At 66.8% G+C, this 17,342-nt stretch carries 16 protein-coding genes and 3 pseudogenes; 12 read left to right on the top strand and 7 right to left on the bottom strand.

Annotation, left to right across the window (positions count from 1 at the left end):
- Positions 1-25: 25 nt before the first annotated feature.
- Together ABZ893_RS03525 and ABZ893_RS03530 are read right to left on the bottom strand one after the other, a co-directional pair.
- Positions 26-664 carry a LysE family translocator gene (locus ABZ893_RS03525; RefSeq protein ID WP_361395970.1) on the bottom strand — a complete coding sequence of 213 codons (639 nt, stop codon included), beginning with the start codon at positions 662-664 and terminating at the stop codon, positions 26-28.
- Between the two features lie 27 nt (positions 665-691).
- Positions 692-1,000, bottom strand: a complete 309-nt coding sequence (locus ABZ893_RS03530) for a hypothetical protein (RefSeq protein ID WP_361395972.1) — start codon at positions 998-1,000, stop codon at positions 692-694.
- Between the two features lie 364 nt (positions 1,001-1,364).
- Here ABZ893_RS03530 and ABZ893_RS03535 point away from each other — a divergent pair, with 364 nt between their 5' ends.
- From ABZ893_RS03535 to istB, 5 genes and pseudogenes are all read left to right on the top strand, one after another.
- Positions 1,365-2,702 carry a PLP-dependent aminotransferase family protein gene (locus ABZ893_RS03535; protein ID WP_361395974.1) on the top strand — a complete coding sequence of 446 codons (1,338 nt, stop codon included), beginning with the start codon at positions 1,365-1,367 and terminating at the stop codon, positions 2,700-2,702.
- A gap of 676 nt (positions 2,703-3,378) precedes the next feature.
- A complete protein-coding gene (locus tag ABZ893_RS03540; RefSeq protein WP_361395977.1) occupies positions 3,379-4,455 on the top strand; it encodes a LuxR C-terminal-related transcriptional regulator in 1,077 nt (358 codons plus the stop codon).
- Positions 4,456-4,717: 262 nt separating this feature from the next.
- A pseudogene (locus ABZ893_RS03545) lies at positions 4,718-4,897 on the top strand (hypothetical protein); the annotation flags it as partial.
- Positions 4,898-5,042: 145 nt separating this feature from the next.
- Positions 5,043-6,623, top strand: a complete 1,581-nt coding sequence (gene istA, locus ABZ893_RS03550) for an IS21 family transposase (RefSeq protein WP_361396132.1) — start codon at positions 5,043-5,045, stop codon at positions 6,621-6,623.
- Positions 6,620-7,402, top strand: a complete 783-nt coding sequence (gene istB, locus ABZ893_RS03555) for an IS21-like element helper ATPase IstB (protein WP_361395980.1) — start codon at positions 6,620-6,622, stop codon at positions 7,400-7,402. Before istA ends, istB begins: the two co-directional genes overlap by 4 nt.
- 31 nt (positions 7,403-7,433) lie before the next feature.
- Here istB and ABZ893_RS03560 read toward each other — a convergent pair whose 3' ends face one another.
- Positions 7,434-7,808 carry a hypothetical protein gene (locus ABZ893_RS03560; RefSeq protein WP_361395983.1) on the bottom strand — a complete coding sequence of 125 codons (375 nt, stop codon included), beginning with the start codon at positions 7,806-7,808 and terminating at the stop codon, positions 7,434-7,436.
- A 75-nt stretch (positions 7,809-7,883) separates the two neighbouring features.
- A complete protein-coding gene (locus ABZ893_RS03565; RefSeq protein ID WP_361395986.1) occupies positions 7,884-8,327 on the bottom strand; it encodes a hypothetical protein in 444 nt (147 codons plus the stop codon).
- Positions 8,328-8,477: 150 nt separating this feature from the next.
- Here ABZ893_RS03565 and ABZ893_RS03570 point away from each other — a divergent pair, with 150 nt between their 5' ends.
- Complete coding sequence (locus ABZ893_RS03570) at positions 8,478-9,008, top strand: hypothetical protein (RefSeq protein ID WP_361395989.1); 531 nt, start codon at positions 8,478-8,480, stop codon at positions 9,006-9,008.
- A gap of 309 nt (positions 9,009-9,317) precedes the next feature.
- Here the strand turns inward: ABZ893_RS03570 and ABZ893_RS03575 are convergent, their stop codons facing one another.
- Together ABZ893_RS03575 and ABZ893_RS03580 are read right to left on the bottom strand one after the other, a co-directional pair.
- Complete coding sequence (locus tag ABZ893_RS03575) at positions 9,318-10,361, bottom strand: hypothetical protein (RefSeq protein WP_361395992.1); 1,044 nt, start codon at positions 10,359-10,361, stop codon at positions 9,318-9,320.
- Positions 10,358-10,837 carry a hypothetical protein gene (locus ABZ893_RS03580; protein ID WP_361395995.1) on the bottom strand — a complete coding sequence of 160 codons (480 nt, stop codon included), beginning with the start codon at positions 10,835-10,837 and terminating at the stop codon, positions 10,358-10,360. The genes ABZ893_RS03575 and ABZ893_RS03580 overlap by 4 nt, the downstream gene beginning before the upstream one ends.
- Before the next feature lie 416 nt (positions 10,838-11,253).
- Here ABZ893_RS03580 and ABZ893_RS03585 point away from each other — a divergent pair, with 416 nt between their 5' ends.
- Both ABZ893_RS03585 and ABZ893_RS03590 read left to right on the top strand, forming a co-directional pair.
- Entirely contained in the window at positions 11,254-13,500 is a 2,247-nt protein-coding gene (locus tag ABZ893_RS03585) for a hypothetical protein (RefSeq protein ID WP_361395998.1), read from the top strand.
- A 103-nt stretch (positions 13,501-13,603) separates the two neighbouring features.
- A protein-coding gene (locus ABZ893_RS03590) for an IS5 family transposase (protein WP_361396135.1) occupies positions 13,604-14,403 on the top strand; the annotation gives its coding sequence in 2 pieces (ribosomal slippage) (positions 13,604-13,942 and positions 13,945-14,403; 798 coding nt in all).
- A 40-nt stretch (positions 14,404-14,443) separates the two neighbouring features.
- Here ABZ893_RS03590 and ABZ893_RS03595 read toward each other — a convergent pair.
- Positions 14,444-14,908 (bottom strand): hypothetical protein, encoded by a 465-nt coding sequence (locus ABZ893_RS03595; RefSeq protein WP_361396001.1) that lies wholly within the window; start codon positions 14,906-14,908, stop codon positions 14,444-14,446.
- Positions 14,909-15,133: 225 nt separating this feature from the next.
- Between ABZ893_RS03595 and ABZ893_RS03600 the strand changes: the two are divergent.
- The 4 genes and pseudogenes from ABZ893_RS03600 to ABZ893_RS03615 all read left to right on the top strand — a co-directional run.
- Positions 15,134-15,463 (top strand): annotated as a pseudogene (locus ABZ893_RS03600) (hypothetical protein); the annotation flags it as partial.
- A pseudogene (locus ABZ893_RS03605) lies at positions 15,461-15,788 on the top strand (YdcF family protein); the annotation flags it as partial. The pseudogenes ABZ893_RS03600 and ABZ893_RS03605, both read left to right, overlap by 3 nt.
- A 189-nt stretch (positions 15,789-15,977) precedes the next feature.
- Positions 15,978-16,328, top strand: a complete 351-nt coding sequence (locus tag ABZ893_RS03610; RefSeq protein ID WP_361396137.1) for a WbqC family protein — start codon at positions 15,978-15,980, stop codon at positions 16,326-16,328.
- The gene (locus tag ABZ893_RS03615) at positions 16,325-16,522 is read left to right on the top strand and encodes a hypothetical protein (RefSeq protein WP_361396004.1); all 198 of its coding nucleotides are present in this window, start codon (positions 16,325-16,327) and stop codon (positions 16,520-16,522) included. The genes ABZ893_RS03610 and ABZ893_RS03615 overlap by 4 nt, the downstream gene beginning before the upstream one ends.
- Positions 16,523-17,342 lie beyond the last annotated feature (820 nt).

Raw genomic sequence — 17,342 nt, forward strand, 5'->3', positions numbered from 1 at the left:
GCGTTGCCGTGTATCACCAAATGCCCTATGCCGGGCCCGAGGTGTCGGCGGCGAGGGAGATGGCGAGGGCACCGAGCACCGTTCCCATCATGTAGCGCTGCACCTTGAGCCAGGAGGGGCGGCGGGACAGGAAGACAGCGATCGTGCCGGCGGCGAGGACGATGCTGAAGTTAACCGCAACGCTGACCACGATCTGGACGGAGCCGAGGATGAGGCCCTGGAGGAGGATGTGGCCCTTGTCCAGGTCGATGAACTGAGGGATGAGGGAAACGTACATGATGGCGATCTTCGGGTTGAGTAGATTCGTCATCAGACCCATTGTGAACAGTTTGCGCGGCGAGTCGTGCGACACATCCTGAGGGGCGAAGACGGAGATGCCGCCCGGCTTCAGGGCGTTCCAGGCGAGGTATGCGAGGTATGCAGCGCCAGCCAGTTTCACCACGAAATAAAGTTCTGGTACGGCGATGAAGACGACCGAGAGGCCCAGGTTCGCGGCGAGCAGGTACATCATAAAGCCCAGCGCCACACCGCCGAGAGAGATCATTCCGGCGCGCCTTCCCTGCGTGATGCTGCGGGAGACGAGATAGATCATGTTCGGGCCAGGGGTAAGCACCATGCCAAGTGCCACCACCGTCACGCCAAGGATCCCGCTCAGTTCAACCATGACAATCCCTCATTTGCTGTTCGCTGATCACTTACTTGCGTGCACGGCCTCGGCCAGGTCGTGCGCGATGTCGTGGAGGAGGTGACGGGTGAAGAAGTCCACGGTGAGCCGTGGATCGGCCAGGTGTGGATCGTCGTGCTCCCAGTCGTCGGAGGTGAGCCCGGATAGCCGGCTGGCCAGCGCTTCGGCGGCCCGCCCCAACTCTTCCGCTACCTGCCGTGGCGCCTCGTCCCGGTAGCGCCTGGCGGAATCTGCACCTCCTCCGGCGGACCATCTCGGTGCAATCAGCGATTGACTGAGGATTGCATCGAGTCGGGTGTGGAACAGCAGGCACATGTCCCGGACGTGGCAGCCGGACTCCAGGGGCGACCAGGAGGGCGCGCCAGTAGGGCGGCTGCTCAGTCCTGGTGCCCGCAGCAGCTGTTGCCACCCGGCTGCATACTTACGGAGTGCGCCAGCTATTGCGTCTGATCTGATCAGGTTGGACGCGAAGCCGCAGCTTCGACAGTCGGGCGAGGGCAGGGTGGTCCGATCGAGCGGAGACGCGGTTTGCGCGGTCATGTTCACTACATCCAAGTATCTCTTCAGGTTCGGCGCAGTGCCCGGAGCTTATGGCAGTGCAATGCTCAATGCAATATCCATATTGCTCTCGGTGCAATATTGTGATTGAGTTGGGGCACCCGATGAAGGAGAGCGCGCCGTGAAGGACTACCAGAGCGTCGCCGACGCCGTGGCCCAGGAGATCAGAGCCGGCATCCTCCGGCCGGGCGACAGGCTCCCCCCGCAGCGCGATTTCGCACGCCGGCACGGCATCGCCAATTCCACGGCAACGCGTGTGTACCAGGAACTGGCCCGACGGGGGCTGACGGTCGGCGAGGTCGGCCGGGGAACTTTCGTCCGGGCTGCGTCTGAGGTGTCCGTCCCGGCGCTCACCGAACCTGCTGGCAGCCGAATCGACTTGGAGCTCAACTACCCGGTCGTACCGGAGCAGAGCACGCTCCTAGCCGAAGGGCTTGGCGGGTTGCTGAGTCCCGAAGCCCTCGGCCATGCCCTGCGCCAAATCGGCCCGACCGGACTCCCGGCCGTCCAGGAGTCCGCCGCCGATATCCTCGCCCGCGGCGGCTGGCGCCCCGCCCCCTCGCGGATCCTGTTCGCGGGCAACGGGCGACAAGCCATCTCGGCCGTCATCACTGCGCTGGTGCCGCCCGGTGCGCGACTCGGTGTCGAGGAGCTGACGTACCCCGTGATCAAGGCCGTCGCCGCCCGGCTTGGCGTCACCCTCGTTCCCATGGCCATGGACAGCGCCGGCTTGATCCCGGAAGCCGTCGAGGAGGCTCACGCCTCCACGCCGCTCCACGCCATCTACGTACAGCCCAGGCTGCACAACCCGCTCTCGCTCACCATGCCTACTCAGCGTGTCGAGCGCTTGGCCGAGGTGCTGTTGAGGCTCGGGATCCCCGCGATCGAGGACGCCATCTGGGCATTCCTGCGCGACGAACTACCACCGCTCGCCGCCTTCACCCCCGAGCGGACCGTACTGATCGATAGTCTGAGCAAGCGCATAGCGCCTGGCTTGACGCTCGGCTTCGCGGTGGCGCCCACCGGTCTGGCCAGCGAGATCATCACCACTCTGCGGTCGGGCAGTTGGACCCCCATGCGGTTCGCCCTCGAGGTAGCCCACCGCTGGCAGCAAGACGGCATCGTGAAGAAGCTGGTCGAGGCTAAGCAACGGGAAGCAGCTGTGCGGCAGGAGATCGCGGCTCGGCACCTCGCCGGTTTCGCTGTTCAGAGTGACCCACGTTCTTACCACTGCTGGTGGCAGCTGCCCAGTCCGTGGCGCGCGGACACGTTCGTGGCTGCCGCAGCGCGGCACGGCATCGGGGTCGTGCCGGCTGCCGCGTTCACCATCGGCCGAAACCACGCCCCCAACGCCATCCGGGTCGGCCTCGCTTCGCCCCAACCGGATGCCCTGTCTCAGGCGCTTGGCACTCTGGCCGAACTCGCCAGATCGACGCCAGAGGACCTCGTTACTGACTGAGTCCGGGCGGGCGATTGCGGCGCTGCACTTGTAGCGGACCGTGATCTCGATCTCGCGGACCGAGAGGAACTGCTCGAGGTCGAGTCGTACGGCTTCCGGGACCCGCCACTCGAAACGCCGCGAAGGCGTCCCATGCCCCCAAGGTCGGGGTGAATGTTGCACATTACCTGCACCAGCATCTGGCGCCCCCGCGACGAGGCCCGCTACAGAAAGCGCAGCGGCCCCTTCGGTAGCGACACGATACCTATACGTGCGTCCCGCTCGACTTGCTCACATTCCCTCCCCGATATAGTTGCTTATTGAAATTTTTTGCGTTGAGGCGACCCCATCGAGGCCAGTTGCAGGGGGCGGCCCGATTCGCCATATGATATAGAGCCCCTCCCTCCCCTGCGAGGAAAGTCGAGCTGGCTAAATTCCTTTTACCGAGTGGCTGAAGTCAGCCCCAGGCTGAGTCCTCGCATGCCGCCGCAATGGTCGCGACAAGGGCGGTGCAGACGTGGCCATAACGGGTGGTCTGGGACATGTTCGAAACCTCGACAGTGTGAGTAGTTGCACGTTTAGCGATATCTGGCCCGGCAGGCAGCAAGGATCATTCGCAGCCCCGAGCCAGGATGAAAAACCTGACAGGAGCTTGTCCGACCGCTCGACCCGCCTACGTGATCAATCTTGCTGACCCGTGACTGCGTACGTGAGGTCGAACGGCGTCAAGATCACGCAACGCAGCAACATGAAGGGGGGGCATATGTGCCCAGAAAAGGGCATCGAGGAAAAGGGCAGTCGCGGATCTTCGTCCGTCGTATACATCTGCGCCAAAGGCCTCGAGCGTTATAGCGAAGCTCTCAACCAAGGCGCCACATCGGGTGAGGTACCCGAGTGCCTGATCTCTTACGGACTTCTGCGCCCGATGGCAGGCGTGGCAGGATTCTTCATCCCCATCCCCCCGAGAGTCGCCGAGGCTGAACTCTCTCGCTCAGTGGTTCGTGAGATCGAACATCGTGAGAAAACCCTGGAGACTCTGCGCTCCTCGTTCGTAGCAGCCGACACCCTTTACAACAAGGCGCAGCACGGCACAGGCGTCCCCATCGAATCGCTGCGCGGCACGGACGTGATCAGCCAGTCGCTGCGCCTGGCCGTCGAGGCATGCGAGGAGGAACTCCTCACGGCACAGTCCGGCGGAGGCCGGTCCCCAGCCCTCCTGGCCGAAGCGCTGCCCCGCGATTTGGCGTTGGTCCGCCGCGGTGTGGGCCAGCGCACCCTTTACCAGCACAGCGTCCGCTCTCACCAACCGACCCTGGCCTACATAGAGCGCGTGACGGCGGAGGGCGCTAAAGTCCGCACCCTGGACGAGATATTCGAGCGCGTCATCATCTGCGATCGTGCGGTCGCCTTCATCCCAGGCCACCCGGAACGCGACACAGCCGCCCTCGCCGTCCGCCACCCCGGCGCCGTCGCCTTTCTGGTAAAGCTCTTCGACCACATGTGGGAACGGGCCCGCCCCGTCTCCATCGTTCCCGAACAGCACCGTCCGGACCTGATGACCGACTCAGTGCGCGCGACCATGCTTCGTATGGTCGTGACCGGCCACACCGATGAGACCATCGCTGCCCGCCTCGGAGTGAGCTCCCGTACGGTTTCCGCCCACATCAAGAAGGTGTCCGACCTCCTCGGCAGCCGTAGCCGAGCTGAACTCGGCTACCTCATCTCCCAACGCCGCCTCCTCGAGCAGGAGGAGCTGATCGGTTCTTGGAACTGATGGCCCTGCGACCAAGTGACGCAAGGGGGTAGTAGGTGTCAGGCGTCGATGCCCATCGAAGGATGTAGGCAACGCAGCCTTCGTCGAGGTCAGTGACTATGTCGTCCCAGATCTTGTCGAGCGTGTCCTCGTCCTGGGCGTTTCGGGGCGGGCGTGATGTCGCCGTGGGATGCATCGGTGCCCCGGACCATCGGTCCGGGGCACCGATGCCCTCGCTGGCAATTGCGGCCAGACGGCGGAGAACCGGGCTATGCGCGCGTTCGCCTCGCTCCACCAGTTCAAACGACTCCGCATCCGCTACGAACGACGCGCCGATCTCCACGTCGGCCTGCTTCAACTCGCGTGCAGCGTCATCTGCTTGCGTCGACTGCGCGCATCAGGATGTGGCTTTGTAACTGAGGGTGGGAGTCGTTCCGAGGTGATTGCGGGAGTCACCTTCTGACCGAGTTTGCTGTGTCGGTTTGTTTTGACGTCAGCAGGGGTCTTGCGGTGGGAGCGTGGAGTGTGCATCTCCCATAGGGGGCTTGATGTCGGAGTCGAAGGTAGATCTGTACGCCGCGATTCGCCGTGACCATGACCGCAACTGACTGTCCCAACGAGCCCTGCAGCGCAAGTACAACGTCACCTGGCGGACGGTGCGCCGGGGCCTGGACGGTCAGTGGCCCGAACCTCGGAAGAAGCCGCGCCGGCGCGAGTCCCGGCTGGACCCGTACAAGCAACTGATCGATGACATGCTTCGAGCGGACCTTGACGCGCCGTCGAAGCAGCGGCACACCGCTCAGCGGATCTTCGACCGTCTGGTCGACGAGCACGAGGCCCGAGACATCTCCTATCCGATGGTCCGCGTGCACGTGAAGGAACGGCGGGCGGAGGTGCGGCGGGAGGCGGGGCTGGGGCCGCAGGCTATGTTCGTGCCGCAGACCCATCTGCCCGGGGCCGAGGCGGAGGTCGACTTCGGCGAGTTCCACATCGTGCTCGCCGGGAAGATGACGAAGGTCTACCTCTTCTCACTGCGGTTGTCGTACTCCGGCAAGGCCGTCCACCGTGTCTTCGCCACCGCCGGCCAGGAGGCGTTCTTCGAAGGCCACGTGCACGCGTTCCGGATGCTGGGCGGGATCCCGCGCGGCCACATTCGCTACGACAACCTGCGGGCCGCAGTGGAGCGGGTCCTCGGACTGACCCGAGGCCGGGTGGAAGCGGACCGCTGGACCGCGTTCCGCTCGCACTGGGGCGTCGAACCGTTCTACTGCCGTCCCGGCATCGAGGGCGCCCACGAGAAGGGCGGCGTCGAGGGCCAGATCGGGTACTTCCGCCGCAACCACCTGGTCCCCGTTCCAGAGGTCTCGTCCCTGACCGAGCTCAACGTGATGGTCGACGCGTGGGACCTTGCCGACGAGGGCCGCCGACTGCGGTCGCGGACCCGCACGGTCGGCGAGTACTTCGCCGCCGAGCAGTCGCTGCTGAAGCCGCTGCCGACCGAGCTGTTCGAGACCGGACGCTGGTTCACCCCGCGCGTCGACCGCTTCGGACAGGTCAACGTCCGTGGCAACGCCTACTCGGTGCCAGTGCGGTTCATCGGCCGCCAGCTCCGGGTGCTGCTGCACGCCAACGACCTGATCGTCTTCGACGGCCGCACCGAGGTCACCCGCCACGAGCGACTCGGCGGCCGCGGCGGCTCCTGCCTGGTCCTGGACCACTACCTCGAAGCGCTCCTGCGCAAGCCCGGTGCCTTCCCTGGCTCGACCGCACTGGAGCAGGCCCGCTCGGCCGGACGCTTCACCCCGGTCCACGACAAGTGGTGGGCGGCTGCAAAGGCCGCCCACGGGGATTCCGCCGGAACCCGTGCGCTGATCGAGGTGCTGTTGCTTGGCCGGCACATGGACCACGAGCAGGTCGTCGCAGGCCTGGCTGCTGCTTACCGGGTCGGCGCGCTGACCTCCGACGCGGTCGCCCTGGAGGCCCGCAAGCTCGCCGAGATCGATGACCCACCCCCGGCCGCGGGGAAGGGGCTGCCCGACGGCGACGGGCCGGCTGCATCGGTGACGTCCTTGTCCGACTGGCGCCTCGCACACCTGCCTCCCGACAACCGGCCGCTGCCCTCGGTGGCCCACTACGACCAGCTGCTGACCCCACGCGGCCGCACGGCCGGAGACAAGGAAGGATCATGATGCGCAAGCGAGGCCTGACCGAAGAAGCCGCCACCGCCTCCATCGACCAGGCATGCCGCATGCTCCGGCTGCCCACCATCCGCCAGCAGTTCAAGGAGATGGCCGACAGCGCCGGCCACGACCAGATGTCCTACCGCGGCTTCCTCGCCGAACTGCTGATGGCCGAGTGCGACGACCGGGCCCGGCGCCGGTCCGAACGGCGGATCCGGGCCGCCGCCTTCCCCAGGGACAAGTCGCTGCGAGCCTTCGACTTCGACGCCAACACCAGCATCGACCCGGCCACCATCAACACCCTCGCCACCTGCGAATGGGTCAAGAAGGGCGAGCCGCTCTGCCTGATCGGCGACTCCGGCACCGGCAAGTCCCACCTGCTGATCGCGCTCGGCACCGAGGCGGCGATGCAGGGCTTCCGCGTCCGCTACGTGCTGGCGACCAAACTCGTCAACGAGCTCGTCGAGGCCGCCGACGACAAGCAGCTGTCCAAGACCATCGCCCGCTACGGCCGCGTCGATCTCCTCTGCTTCGACGAACTGGGCTACATGGAACTCGACCGCCGCGGCGCCGAACTCCTGTTCCAGGTTCTGACGGAGCGTGAGGAAAAGAACAGCGTGGCCATCGCGAGCAACGAGTCCTTCAGCGGCTGGACCAAGACCTTCACCGACCCCAGGCTCTGCGCGGCCATCGTCGACCGCCTCACCTTCAACGGCGCGATCATCCAGACCGGCACCGAGTCCTACCGACTGGCCCACACCGGAGCACAGGCCGAACGCGCCAGCTGACAGCCCGGCACGATTCTCGTCGTTCGCGAGACTACAGACCGGCTCTCGCCAGGAGCTCTTCTGCCTGCTCACGGCTACGCGCCTCGGGAGTGGGGGCCGGAGGTGGGCAGGCATGGGTCTGGCGGGCGAAGCTCAGGAACCACTCCAGTCGGGGATCGTCCGTTTCCAGCGTTGTCACTAGGTCGTCGCGGAGCGCGGCCGGGGTGTCGACGCGGGCCGCGATGGCGTTGCGGACGAAGATGTCCGGGTCCTCAGCCAATTGATCACGCATGCTGGCCTGCAAGGCCGGATGGTCGGCAAGGGCCAGCCGGACCTCCACGTCCGGATCGGTGACCATGTCCGCTGACGGCTTCGCATGCCGAACCGCAACGGCACGGGTGGCGGGATCGGCCAGCAGCCCTGACAAGAGGTCTGACGGCGGTGGGTACGCGCGGACGGCCGCCCTTCTGACATCAGGCTCCGGGGCGGTCAACCACGAGCGTCAGACCTCCTCGGGCGCGTCCCGCCAATGCTCGATGACCAACACGCGCACCCGCGGCTCCGGGTCCGCAGCCAAGCCGGCGCGGATCGGCGGATCCAAGCGCTCGTTCATTGCCAGGAACTCGCGCACCATGGGATCAGCATCCTCCGACAGGCGGACCAAGAGACCCGGAGGATCATCGGACGCATTGGCGGCAAGCGCGGCGCGGACGTCAGGCCGAGGGTGTCCGGCCAGCTGCTCTTTCACGCCGGCGGGCATCGACGAGTTGGCGGCGATGGTGCGGGCCGCACCAAGCAAGATGATCTCCTCGATCAACTCCACGGGCAGGTCCCGCCGCCGAGCCACGCAACGGCGCGCGCCAGGATGGCGGACAAGACGCTGCAGCAGATCCAGGTCGAGCCCCTCTTGGGCAGCCAACTCCTGCAGCTCAACATCCAAGCTCATGGCCTGAAGGCTAGGCGACTTGACGGCTCGCGTCAGCCGCAGGCGGACTTTCCTCGCGACCGGCGACCGACATCACTTCTCGCAGACATTGATCTTGCCGAGACACCGTCAGTGACTCCCGAAGTCACCTCGAAACGACATCCACGACAAGTGACACAGCCAGTCCTGGACACCCCGGATCAAGGACAGCAGGCCTTCCAGGCGATGCTGCACACCTGCCTGTTCAGCCGCGATCGCGAGCACCCCTTTGACCGTATGGATGGCCGGAGCTTTCCCGACCTTCTGCTCTACTTCGGCGGCCTCAGCCCCCGGCCGGATCGCCTCGTCCTTCGGCTGAGCTGCGCCGCCCGCATCGCCCGCTTCCAGCTGCCCACCCAGCGCACCGACAACGACGGCACGATCGAGCTGACCGGCTTGCCCGGACTGAGGCTGGAGTCGGTCGGCAAGCGCAGCCTCGTCCTGCGCCACCTGCCGACCGGCTCGCCCCTCGAACTCCTCGATACCAGCGGCCAGTTGGGCCGATGGGACCTTGTGCTGCTGGATGAGCCCTTCGAGCGGCAGCTCCTCAAGAACGCCCCACTGCTTACGCCCACCGAGATGAACCTCGCCCACTACTGGACCCCCGCTACGCAGTGCCCTGCTGACGCGGGCGTATCTGTGGTGGAGCTGCTGGGGGCATGAAGGCGCCACCGCCCCAGCTCACCGGCCTGATGGCCGGTACTGCGTGCGCTGGGCGAAAGGCCGCACCACCGACGAGATCGGCGAGCTTCTCACGGACTCACCCATCGCCATCACCGGCTCCACCTACACCCCGCCGGCTGCCCGGGGCGACCGGGGGGGTACTGCGTCTGAATGACGGCCTGGTCGAGCTCGACGGCCGGGCACGCACCCAGACGGCGGGTAAGACCCGCCGGCACCGCACTTCCCTCTCGCCTGCTCGCGGACCAGCAGGAGTGGCGAGAATCAAGGTGAGGCGGCGTGGACCGTCGGCTAAGAAGTGCCGTCGACCTGCTGCGTCCGGGCATGCTCGAGCACGGCCCTCGGGAGTTCGGTGCCGGACCCGCGGGTTTGGTTGAGGAGCTTCGTCAGGCCGGCGGGGGCGTGGTGCCAGTGGTCGGCCAAGCTCACTCGCGTACTGATGTCGTCCATGAGCTGGGAGATGACCCAGGCGGCTTCCGTGGGCCGGTCCCCTCCGCCGGGGCCCCACCACAGGTGGTCGTCTGGGGTACACGGCCCGGGATGGATCCGGCCGTCCGTGGTCTGTACCCACACGGTGTCTTCCAGGATCACGGACTCGAGCTGGGCGCCTTGATCCTCTAGCTGCAGTGGGGCCAGGAAGAGCCAGGTGCCGTCGCGGGAGGATCCTTTGCGGACGATGGGAATGCCGGTGGTGCGGTCGGTGTAGAAGGTCACGTCATGGGCGTCACCGGCGAGGACGGCGTGTACGGCGGTAGGTGTGCACGCCGTGAGCTGCTGCCCCCATCGGCCAGCGGCGGGGCCTCGCAGGCGCACTTCGGTGCGCGGGCCGTACGGCAGGAGATCGGCGGCGTAGTGCATGCCGATCTCCATGGGTTCGTAGGCTTCGAAGAGCTGGCTGGAAGCGATGGCGCGCCAGCCTGCAGCGGGCAGATCACGGTCGTGTGTGCGGGGCAGAGGGTAGCCGTCGGTGCGGTGTCGGGCCGCAATTAGGAGCGGGTCGCCGTGGGGGCTCCCACCGTGTTCGGCGAAGATGCGAATCTCACTGTCGAGGCTGTCGATGTCTTGATTGCGCAGGGAGTTGGCCAGGTCCACAAGTGCCGTCTTGGCGGCGTCATCAGGCCATCGGACGGTGGCTGCCTGCCGCAGGGTGGTCTCCTTCTCGTCGGGCAGGACTTCGGCGAGGGTGACGGGTGCGCCCGGCGACCACTGGCTGATCACGTCGGAGCGTCGCAGCGCACGGGGCCACCAGGGCAGCGACTGGCCGACGAGCCGGGTCACAAGGCCCCACTGGGTCTCATACTCCAGGAACGGCTGCGCCGTGTCGGCCGCGATCAAGGCCGGTCCCGAGATCCGATATCACCGAACAGGGCGCATACGGTGATCACGCCCTGGGCTCCGAAGTCCTCGGCCAGTTCTTCGGCCATAGCGCAGGCTGCGCCTTGGCGAGTGGTGTGGACAATGCGCACGATGCCAAGGTCGGTGTCCCAGTCCATGGCCGGGCCCTGCGAGGTGGGCTGGAATCCGAGCCACTTGCCGGGCGCGACGGACCGTGTGTCCAGGGCAGGATCAAGTAGCACGGCTCCTCGCTCACGAAACCGACTTGAGCGGGCGGCCCAGATGTAGACCGAGCCGCCGTCCCACGTCACGGGGGGCTCCTTGCCGAGTGCCTGGTCGAGCAGGTTGTGAGGTTCTCGGGACCCTTCAGGGAAGTCTTCGTCTTCCTCCAGCAGTCGGTCCAGCTCGCCTTTGTCCAGGTGGAGGAGCTTCTCCACCTCGTGCCTGCGCAGGTACGCCATGTTCCGCCCGGCCAAGTCGCCCTCTCCTTAGTGCAGTTGCTCCTCGCTGGCACGCGTGCGCCGGCCGTGTCCGCCCCCGGACCTCGATGGGTCGCATCCATGAAATGCCGCGACCGCCAGCTGCTACCAGCGACATTGCGTCAACTTTCTTCCAGCCGAGCCCTGTTGAGCATGTTGACTCCTACGATGCTGCCCTGGTCCAGGGGTTCCGCACGGGGCGTAAGGTGTCAGCCCCTTACGGTCTCCCGTTGCTGTCGGGCCCCGGGATGCATTCGCTACTCAGAGGAAAGGCATGGATGCCGAGCGGAATCTGGCACCTGGAGCCCCGGCGGATCCGGCCCTGGTACGAGCGTGCCGTGACGGCGTCAACCGAGCACCCAGAGATCCGGGCGTATCTGGACCCGGACCGGCCTCAGACCACGGACGAGCACTTGCGGCAGGCCTTCGACCAGCCCCGGATCATCGCCGAAGTGCTGCGGGCCGATCTCTCCTACTTCGATCTGCGCCGCAGAGCGGCTCGCGTCGACTCCTTGCGTCAAAGCCTCATCGAGTCCCGGGAGCGATGCCGCACCACGCCCTTCCTGTCGCTCATGTTCTTGGTGGCGCTCGCCTACTGGCTGGCGGATGCAATGGTCGGGATGCCCTGGTGGGTGGGTATCACGGTCCTTATCTGGCCTCTGGGCTACTGCGGCGTCAAAGAGTTTAGAAACGCGGATAACCGGAACAACTTTGTCAACCAAATACAGACCGCCCTATACGCCGTGCTGTGGACCGCATGCGCGGCCGACGCCGAGGTGCGCCTGGGCTGGTGGGCGCTCGTCAGGCTGAAGAAGACAATGGACCCGATCATGCGGCGCGAGATGACGGCGCTGCTCGGACCTGATCACGAGTCACTGCTGGTGGCCCGCAGCCATGACGGTCTCATCGACGCCGGCAACTCCCGGTACTGGATATCGACGCAGGTCGAGGCCACGTTGCAGCGCAAGCTCGATCAGATGAGCGGTGGGGCGATCGCGATCTGCGGGCCACGGGGCGTCGGCAAGAGCACCCTGCTGAAGAAGGCCTGCCAGGGCCGGCTCGGTCCTTTTCCCGAACTGCATTTCCACACCATCATCCAGACGCCGGCCAACTACCGCCCCGAGGAGTTCCTGCTCTCCCTGTTCCAGTCGGTGTGCCGGGACTACCTCGCACTGTACGGCCGCCGTCCGCGTACCCCGTTTCTGTTCCGCTCGCGGGCCCGCGCAGCACACCGCCCCCGGCGCCTGTACTACTCGGCCCGCCGGTGGGCCCAGCTCCTGGCCGGGCTCGGCCTGGTCGTCCTGGCGATCCAGAGGGAAGTCCGCGATCTCGTCGATGCCGTCTACCAGTCCACTCGCCCCGCCGCCGCGGGATGGGCGGTGGGTCTGTGGGAGTGGACGTTGACCGCATGGCAGGAGCATCCCGTGATCTCCCGTCTGGTGATGCTCGTGGTGGGGGCGCTGTTGCTGTGGCGGGCCGATCCGAGGAGCTGGCTCACCGGGCGGCCGGTGCGGCGCCTGGTGCACGACTGCCACAACTACCTGAATCTGCTGCAGCACATCCAGTCTGTCGGCACGTCAACCTCGCTCGGCACGTCGGCCCGCGCGCTCACCTTGGGATTCGGCCGCACCAGCGGCAGCAGTTCCCGCACCTTCACCTACCCGGAGCTGGTGTGGGAGTTCCGGAGTCTGCTGTCCCGCATCAGCGCCATCGAGCGCCAGGACAACTGGAAGGTCTTCGTCGGCATTGACGAGCTCGACCGGCTGGGCTCGAGCGAGCAGGCACGCGCGTTCCTCGCCGAGATCAAGGCCATCTTCGACGTACCGCGCGTGTACTTCGTGCTGTCGGTGTCGGAGGACATCGGGTCGGCCTTCATCCGCCGCGGACTGCCCACCCGCGACGTCACCGACAGTTCCCTGGAGGACGTCCTGGTCATCGAGGCGCGCACCCTGGAGGAGTCCAGAGAGCTGCTGCAGATACGGGTCCCGGGATTCACCGACCCCTTCGTCGCACTTGTCCACGCGCTGTCCGGCGGGCTCCCACGCGACCTCATCCGCTACACCCGCAAGGTGACAGAGACCCACCGGCGTACCCGGCGGCCCGGACTGGCGGCCCTGGCCCGCGAAGTGCTGTGGGAGGAGGCCGCACAAGCCCTGGCCGGATTTCGCGCGCTACTGGCCCGCCACGACGATTCCACCGCCACCGCGCAGACCGTGCACGACCTGCACACCCTGATCACCCTGATCCGCGAGGCCGATTCCAGTCGGGCCAACCCCGAACTCGAGCAGCGCGTCCTGCACCTGGCACACGCCGTACACCCTCCCCACGCCGAAGGCACCGACCCCGTCGGCGAATCTGCCCAGCGGTGGGAGGAGTTCTCTTGCTACCTCTACTTCATCGGCACCCTGCTCGAAGTGTTTGCGCGACCTAACTTCGCGGCCCGCAAAGCGGCCTACACCGGCCCCTACAAGACACCCGGCGACCTGCAGCGACTGGCCGAGGCGCGCCTGGAGATGACCGTGTCCCCGCACAGCGCCCGAAAGATCCTGGAACAGTTCCGCGTGCACTGGGCCCTGCGTCCCGCCGCCCTGCCGCGGATCGTGCCGCAGCCCGGACCGGACGCGGAGCCAAGGCCAGCCGTCGTACGCGACCGTTCCTGACATCTGCCGCCCGGTGCCTCACCACTGGCACCCGGCTGGTCCCGAAGGCTCTAAGTCGTCGTTTCTTATGGCGTGATCGTTCGTTGAACCATGCATGACGGATCTGGTTGAACGGCTGGTGCCGGACGAGTTGTGGGTGCTGTTTCGGCGAGTGGTGCCGCCGACGCAGCTGAAGCGTCCGCAGGGCGGAGGCCGGCGCCGAGCCGGTGATCGCGAGGCCCTGGCAGCGATCATCTTCGTGGCCACCTCGGGATGCACATGGCGGCAGCTCCCGCCTGTGTTCGGTCCGTGCTGGCAGACGGTTTACCGACGCTTCGCCCAGTGGAGCCGGGACCGCGTCTGGGCCCGGCTCCACCGTGTCGTCCTCGACGAACTCGGTGCCCGCGGCGAACTGGACTGGTCGCGGTGCGCCATCGACTCCGTCAGTGTCCGGGCTGCAAAGGGGGGCCCTTGACGGGACCGAATCCGACCGACCGCGGCAAGTTGGGGTCGAAGATTCACCTGCTCACGGACCGGAACGGGCTTCCCCTGTCGCTGGGCATCTCGGGCGCCAACATGCACGACAGCAAGGGCCTTGAGCCGCTCGTGCGTGGGATCCCGCCCATCCGTTCCCGGCGCGGACCTCGAAGGCGACGCCCGGCGAAACTACACGCCGACAAGGGCTACGACTACGACCACCTGCGCAGATGGCTCCGCCAGCGCGGCATCCGCCACCGCATTGCCCGCAAGGGCGTGGAGTCCTCACAGCGGCTCGGCCGCCACCGCTGGGTGGCGGAGCGAACAGTGTCCTGGCTCGCCGGCTGCCGGCGGCTCCACCGTCGCTACGAACGCAAGGCTGAGCACTTCCTCGCCTTCGTCGGCATAGCCGCGCTGTTCATCTGCTTTCGCCGACTCACCGCCTGAACTGGGAGAAGGACGCAGAAGGCAGCAATCAAGAAGATCCTCAGAGGCCATCCGGGTGACTGGAAAGCCAGTCACCGTGCCTGTCGCGAAGCCGGTTCCGTTCCGCAGAACTGGCGAGAGAGACGTCGGCCCCACCATCGTAGGGGTGGTAAATGCGCTCCATCCGAACATCGGTAACGAGGACGTCCGCCACCTCGTCATCGGCGACCTCACGCAGCAGGCCGTCGATGCACCCACGCTGCCAGGGACGGCGGTCGGCGAAGAGGTGGTAGTAGGTACGGAACTCCGGATCGGGGTCGTCCGCTACCAGCAGGGTCCGCCAATGGCCCACGTCAGGCGCGTGAGCGGGGACATCGGGTTCGGTCGTCCACACCGGACGGACCACATACACGTCCGCACCCGCGAACAGCTCGTCCAGCACAGTGTTGTAGCGCTCCAGGACAACCGTGTACTCGCTCTCGTCCCCGGGGTAGCGCTTCGATTCCGGCAGGCTGTGGAAGCGCACCCACACTTCCCCGTATACGCCACGGAGCAAGTGCCCGATCGGATCGCAGTCGGGCCAACGCTGATGCCACAACTCCGTCAACGCAGCATGGTCGTTCCCAGGCACCTGTAGCTCCCGTCATGATGCCGACAGACCTCTCGCCATAAGAAACGACGTCTAAGGCAGGTGCGGGCCTCGGGGGCATGGGGCGAACGAGCCGTCTCCGTGGTGACAATCGCCTGTACCGGCGCCCGCCCCGTCTTCACCCAGCTCGACATCCCCCGCCGCGTCGCCCAGCTCGACCTCTCCCTCGCGGTCGTCACCGAGATGTCCGGGAAGTTCGAGATCGCCGCCCACCACTACGAAACCCTCGCCGTCGACGACCGACTCTCCCGCCGTGACCGCGCCAGGGCCCGGCTGTGGGTGGGGACCGCGCTGAGCAAGGACGGCAACCACGACTATGCGACCCGCGTCCTGCAGGCCGCGACCCGCGACTTCGAAAACCTCCAGGAACCCGACGACTGGTCGGTGGCCCACCAAAAGCAAGCCCTCGCCCGCCGCGGCGCTGGCGATCTCGAGCCCAACGCGGACAACACCGGGCAGAACATCACCCTTTCGCGTGGTCCCCAAGCCCTATATGGAAAGGCGGTCCTTCGCGACCGCCCGCAAGCTGTGGCCCGACGTCGAGATCCTCTGCGCGTCGGAACCGCTGGAGTTCGACGACTACGTGAAGTCCATCGGCGACGAGAAGCTCGTCCTGGACATGCTCGTCGGCGACCTCCAGCGGGTCATCGAGTATCCGAAGCTCGGATTCGCCATCGAGCAGGAGGTCCCGGAGGACGTGCATGCCGCGTACGAATCTCTCATCCACGACGGCTTCACCAGCCGACTCATCTCCTGACCTGCCCGAACCGGGCGGGCTGTGCGCGATCCACCAGCCCAACCTGTTCCCAAGGCTAATGACGCTGGCCAAGCTGTTCGCGGCGGACTACTGGATCGCCCTGGACGACGCCCAGTTCACTCGCCGCGACTACCAGCACCGCACCCGCTTGCTGCCCTCGACGACCCGGCTCGCGACCAGTGGCTCACCATCCCCACCCGCCTCCCCAGCGGGCGGTCCCCTCTCATCCGGGACGCCGTCATCGACGACCCCGCCTTGGCCCACCGCCGGACCGCGGGCATGGTGCGGCAGCACTACGTGGACAGCCCGCAATGGCCCGCCCTCACAAAGGCCCCGGTCCCGGTGCTGGACGCCTTTACCACCGGACGGACAGCGACGGTCGCCGAGATGTCCACCCGCGTCCTGCTGGACCGTCTCGGCTGGCCGGGACAGATCCTCACCAGCAGCCGACTGCCCTCCCGGCCGGGGCGATCCGTCCGGCTCGCGGACCTCGCCGCCGCGACCGGCGCCCGCGCGTATCTGTGTGAACCGGCGGCATGACCTATCTCGACCCCGCCCCGTTCACCGCCCGGAACATCGGCGTGACGCCGTTCCGGCCACCGATGATCAATATTTGGTCCTCCGGCCGCCGTCTCAGTGCCCTGTGGGCTCTCGCGGAACTTGGCCCGGACTCGGTGGCCGACCGACTCCAGACCCGCGCCGCCGGCCACACGATCCTGCAGCCCGCCGCCTGACTGCGGCTGCCCCCCTCCTCGAGGAGGGGGGACGTACCACTGAACGTCCCCAGTCACGTACGACTCCGCCGTGCATCATCGCGTACGGGATGTGCACCAAGGTCACATGCCCTCTTGACTCCGGGCAGGGAGCCAAGGCAGGCCCGCACGCGGGTGCGGCGCCCAGGAGAACAGGCAGCCAGAGATTCCGCTTAGGGTCGTACGCGGAGTCGCTGAGCCGTGTCGGCGTCCCGCGCGGTGGCCGCCAGCCCGGCGGCTGACGCGACGACGCTCTCGCCCATATGACGAACGCCACATCACCTCCGGCGCGTCCGAAGCGGCTGCTGGGCGTAGTGCGGGGCGGCCCGATGCGGAACCGTGCACCCCTCCTCACCAGGGATTCGGCTGCTTTGCCTCGTCCGTGACGGTGGCGGAGCCCTGCCAGAGCGCCCTCCGTCGGGCGACGAGCGGCTGGGACGAATCGCCAGGGAAGGCCCCTCCCGCACGGATCTCCTGCCGGGTTGGCAGCCGACACTCCGGCGTCTGCTCACTGCGCAAGGCGCCAGGAGAGCACCAAGGAGAGTCCCTCCGAATACCCGTGCCTCGGGGCCTTGGGCTGCACCTCGGCCAGTGGGACACGCCACCGCGGAACAGGCCAGCCGCACCTGGGATCAATCTCGTTGGGAATTCTGACGCCCAACTCTGCGCGTTCGTGCCTCGCCGTTCCGGCCCGCGCAACCGCGCATTCCTGTGTGGTGTTTCGAGGGCACGGCCATCGGCTTCGGGAGCGTCCCCGTTCGTTTCGGAGACGCGGCCATCGGCTTCGGGGGCGGCCCCGTTC

Source organism: Streptomyces sp. NPDC046821, assembly GCF_040645335.1.
In the GTDB taxonomy this organism is placed as follows: domain Bacteria; phylum Actinomycetota; class Actinomycetes; order Streptomycetales; family Streptomycetaceae; genus Streptomyces.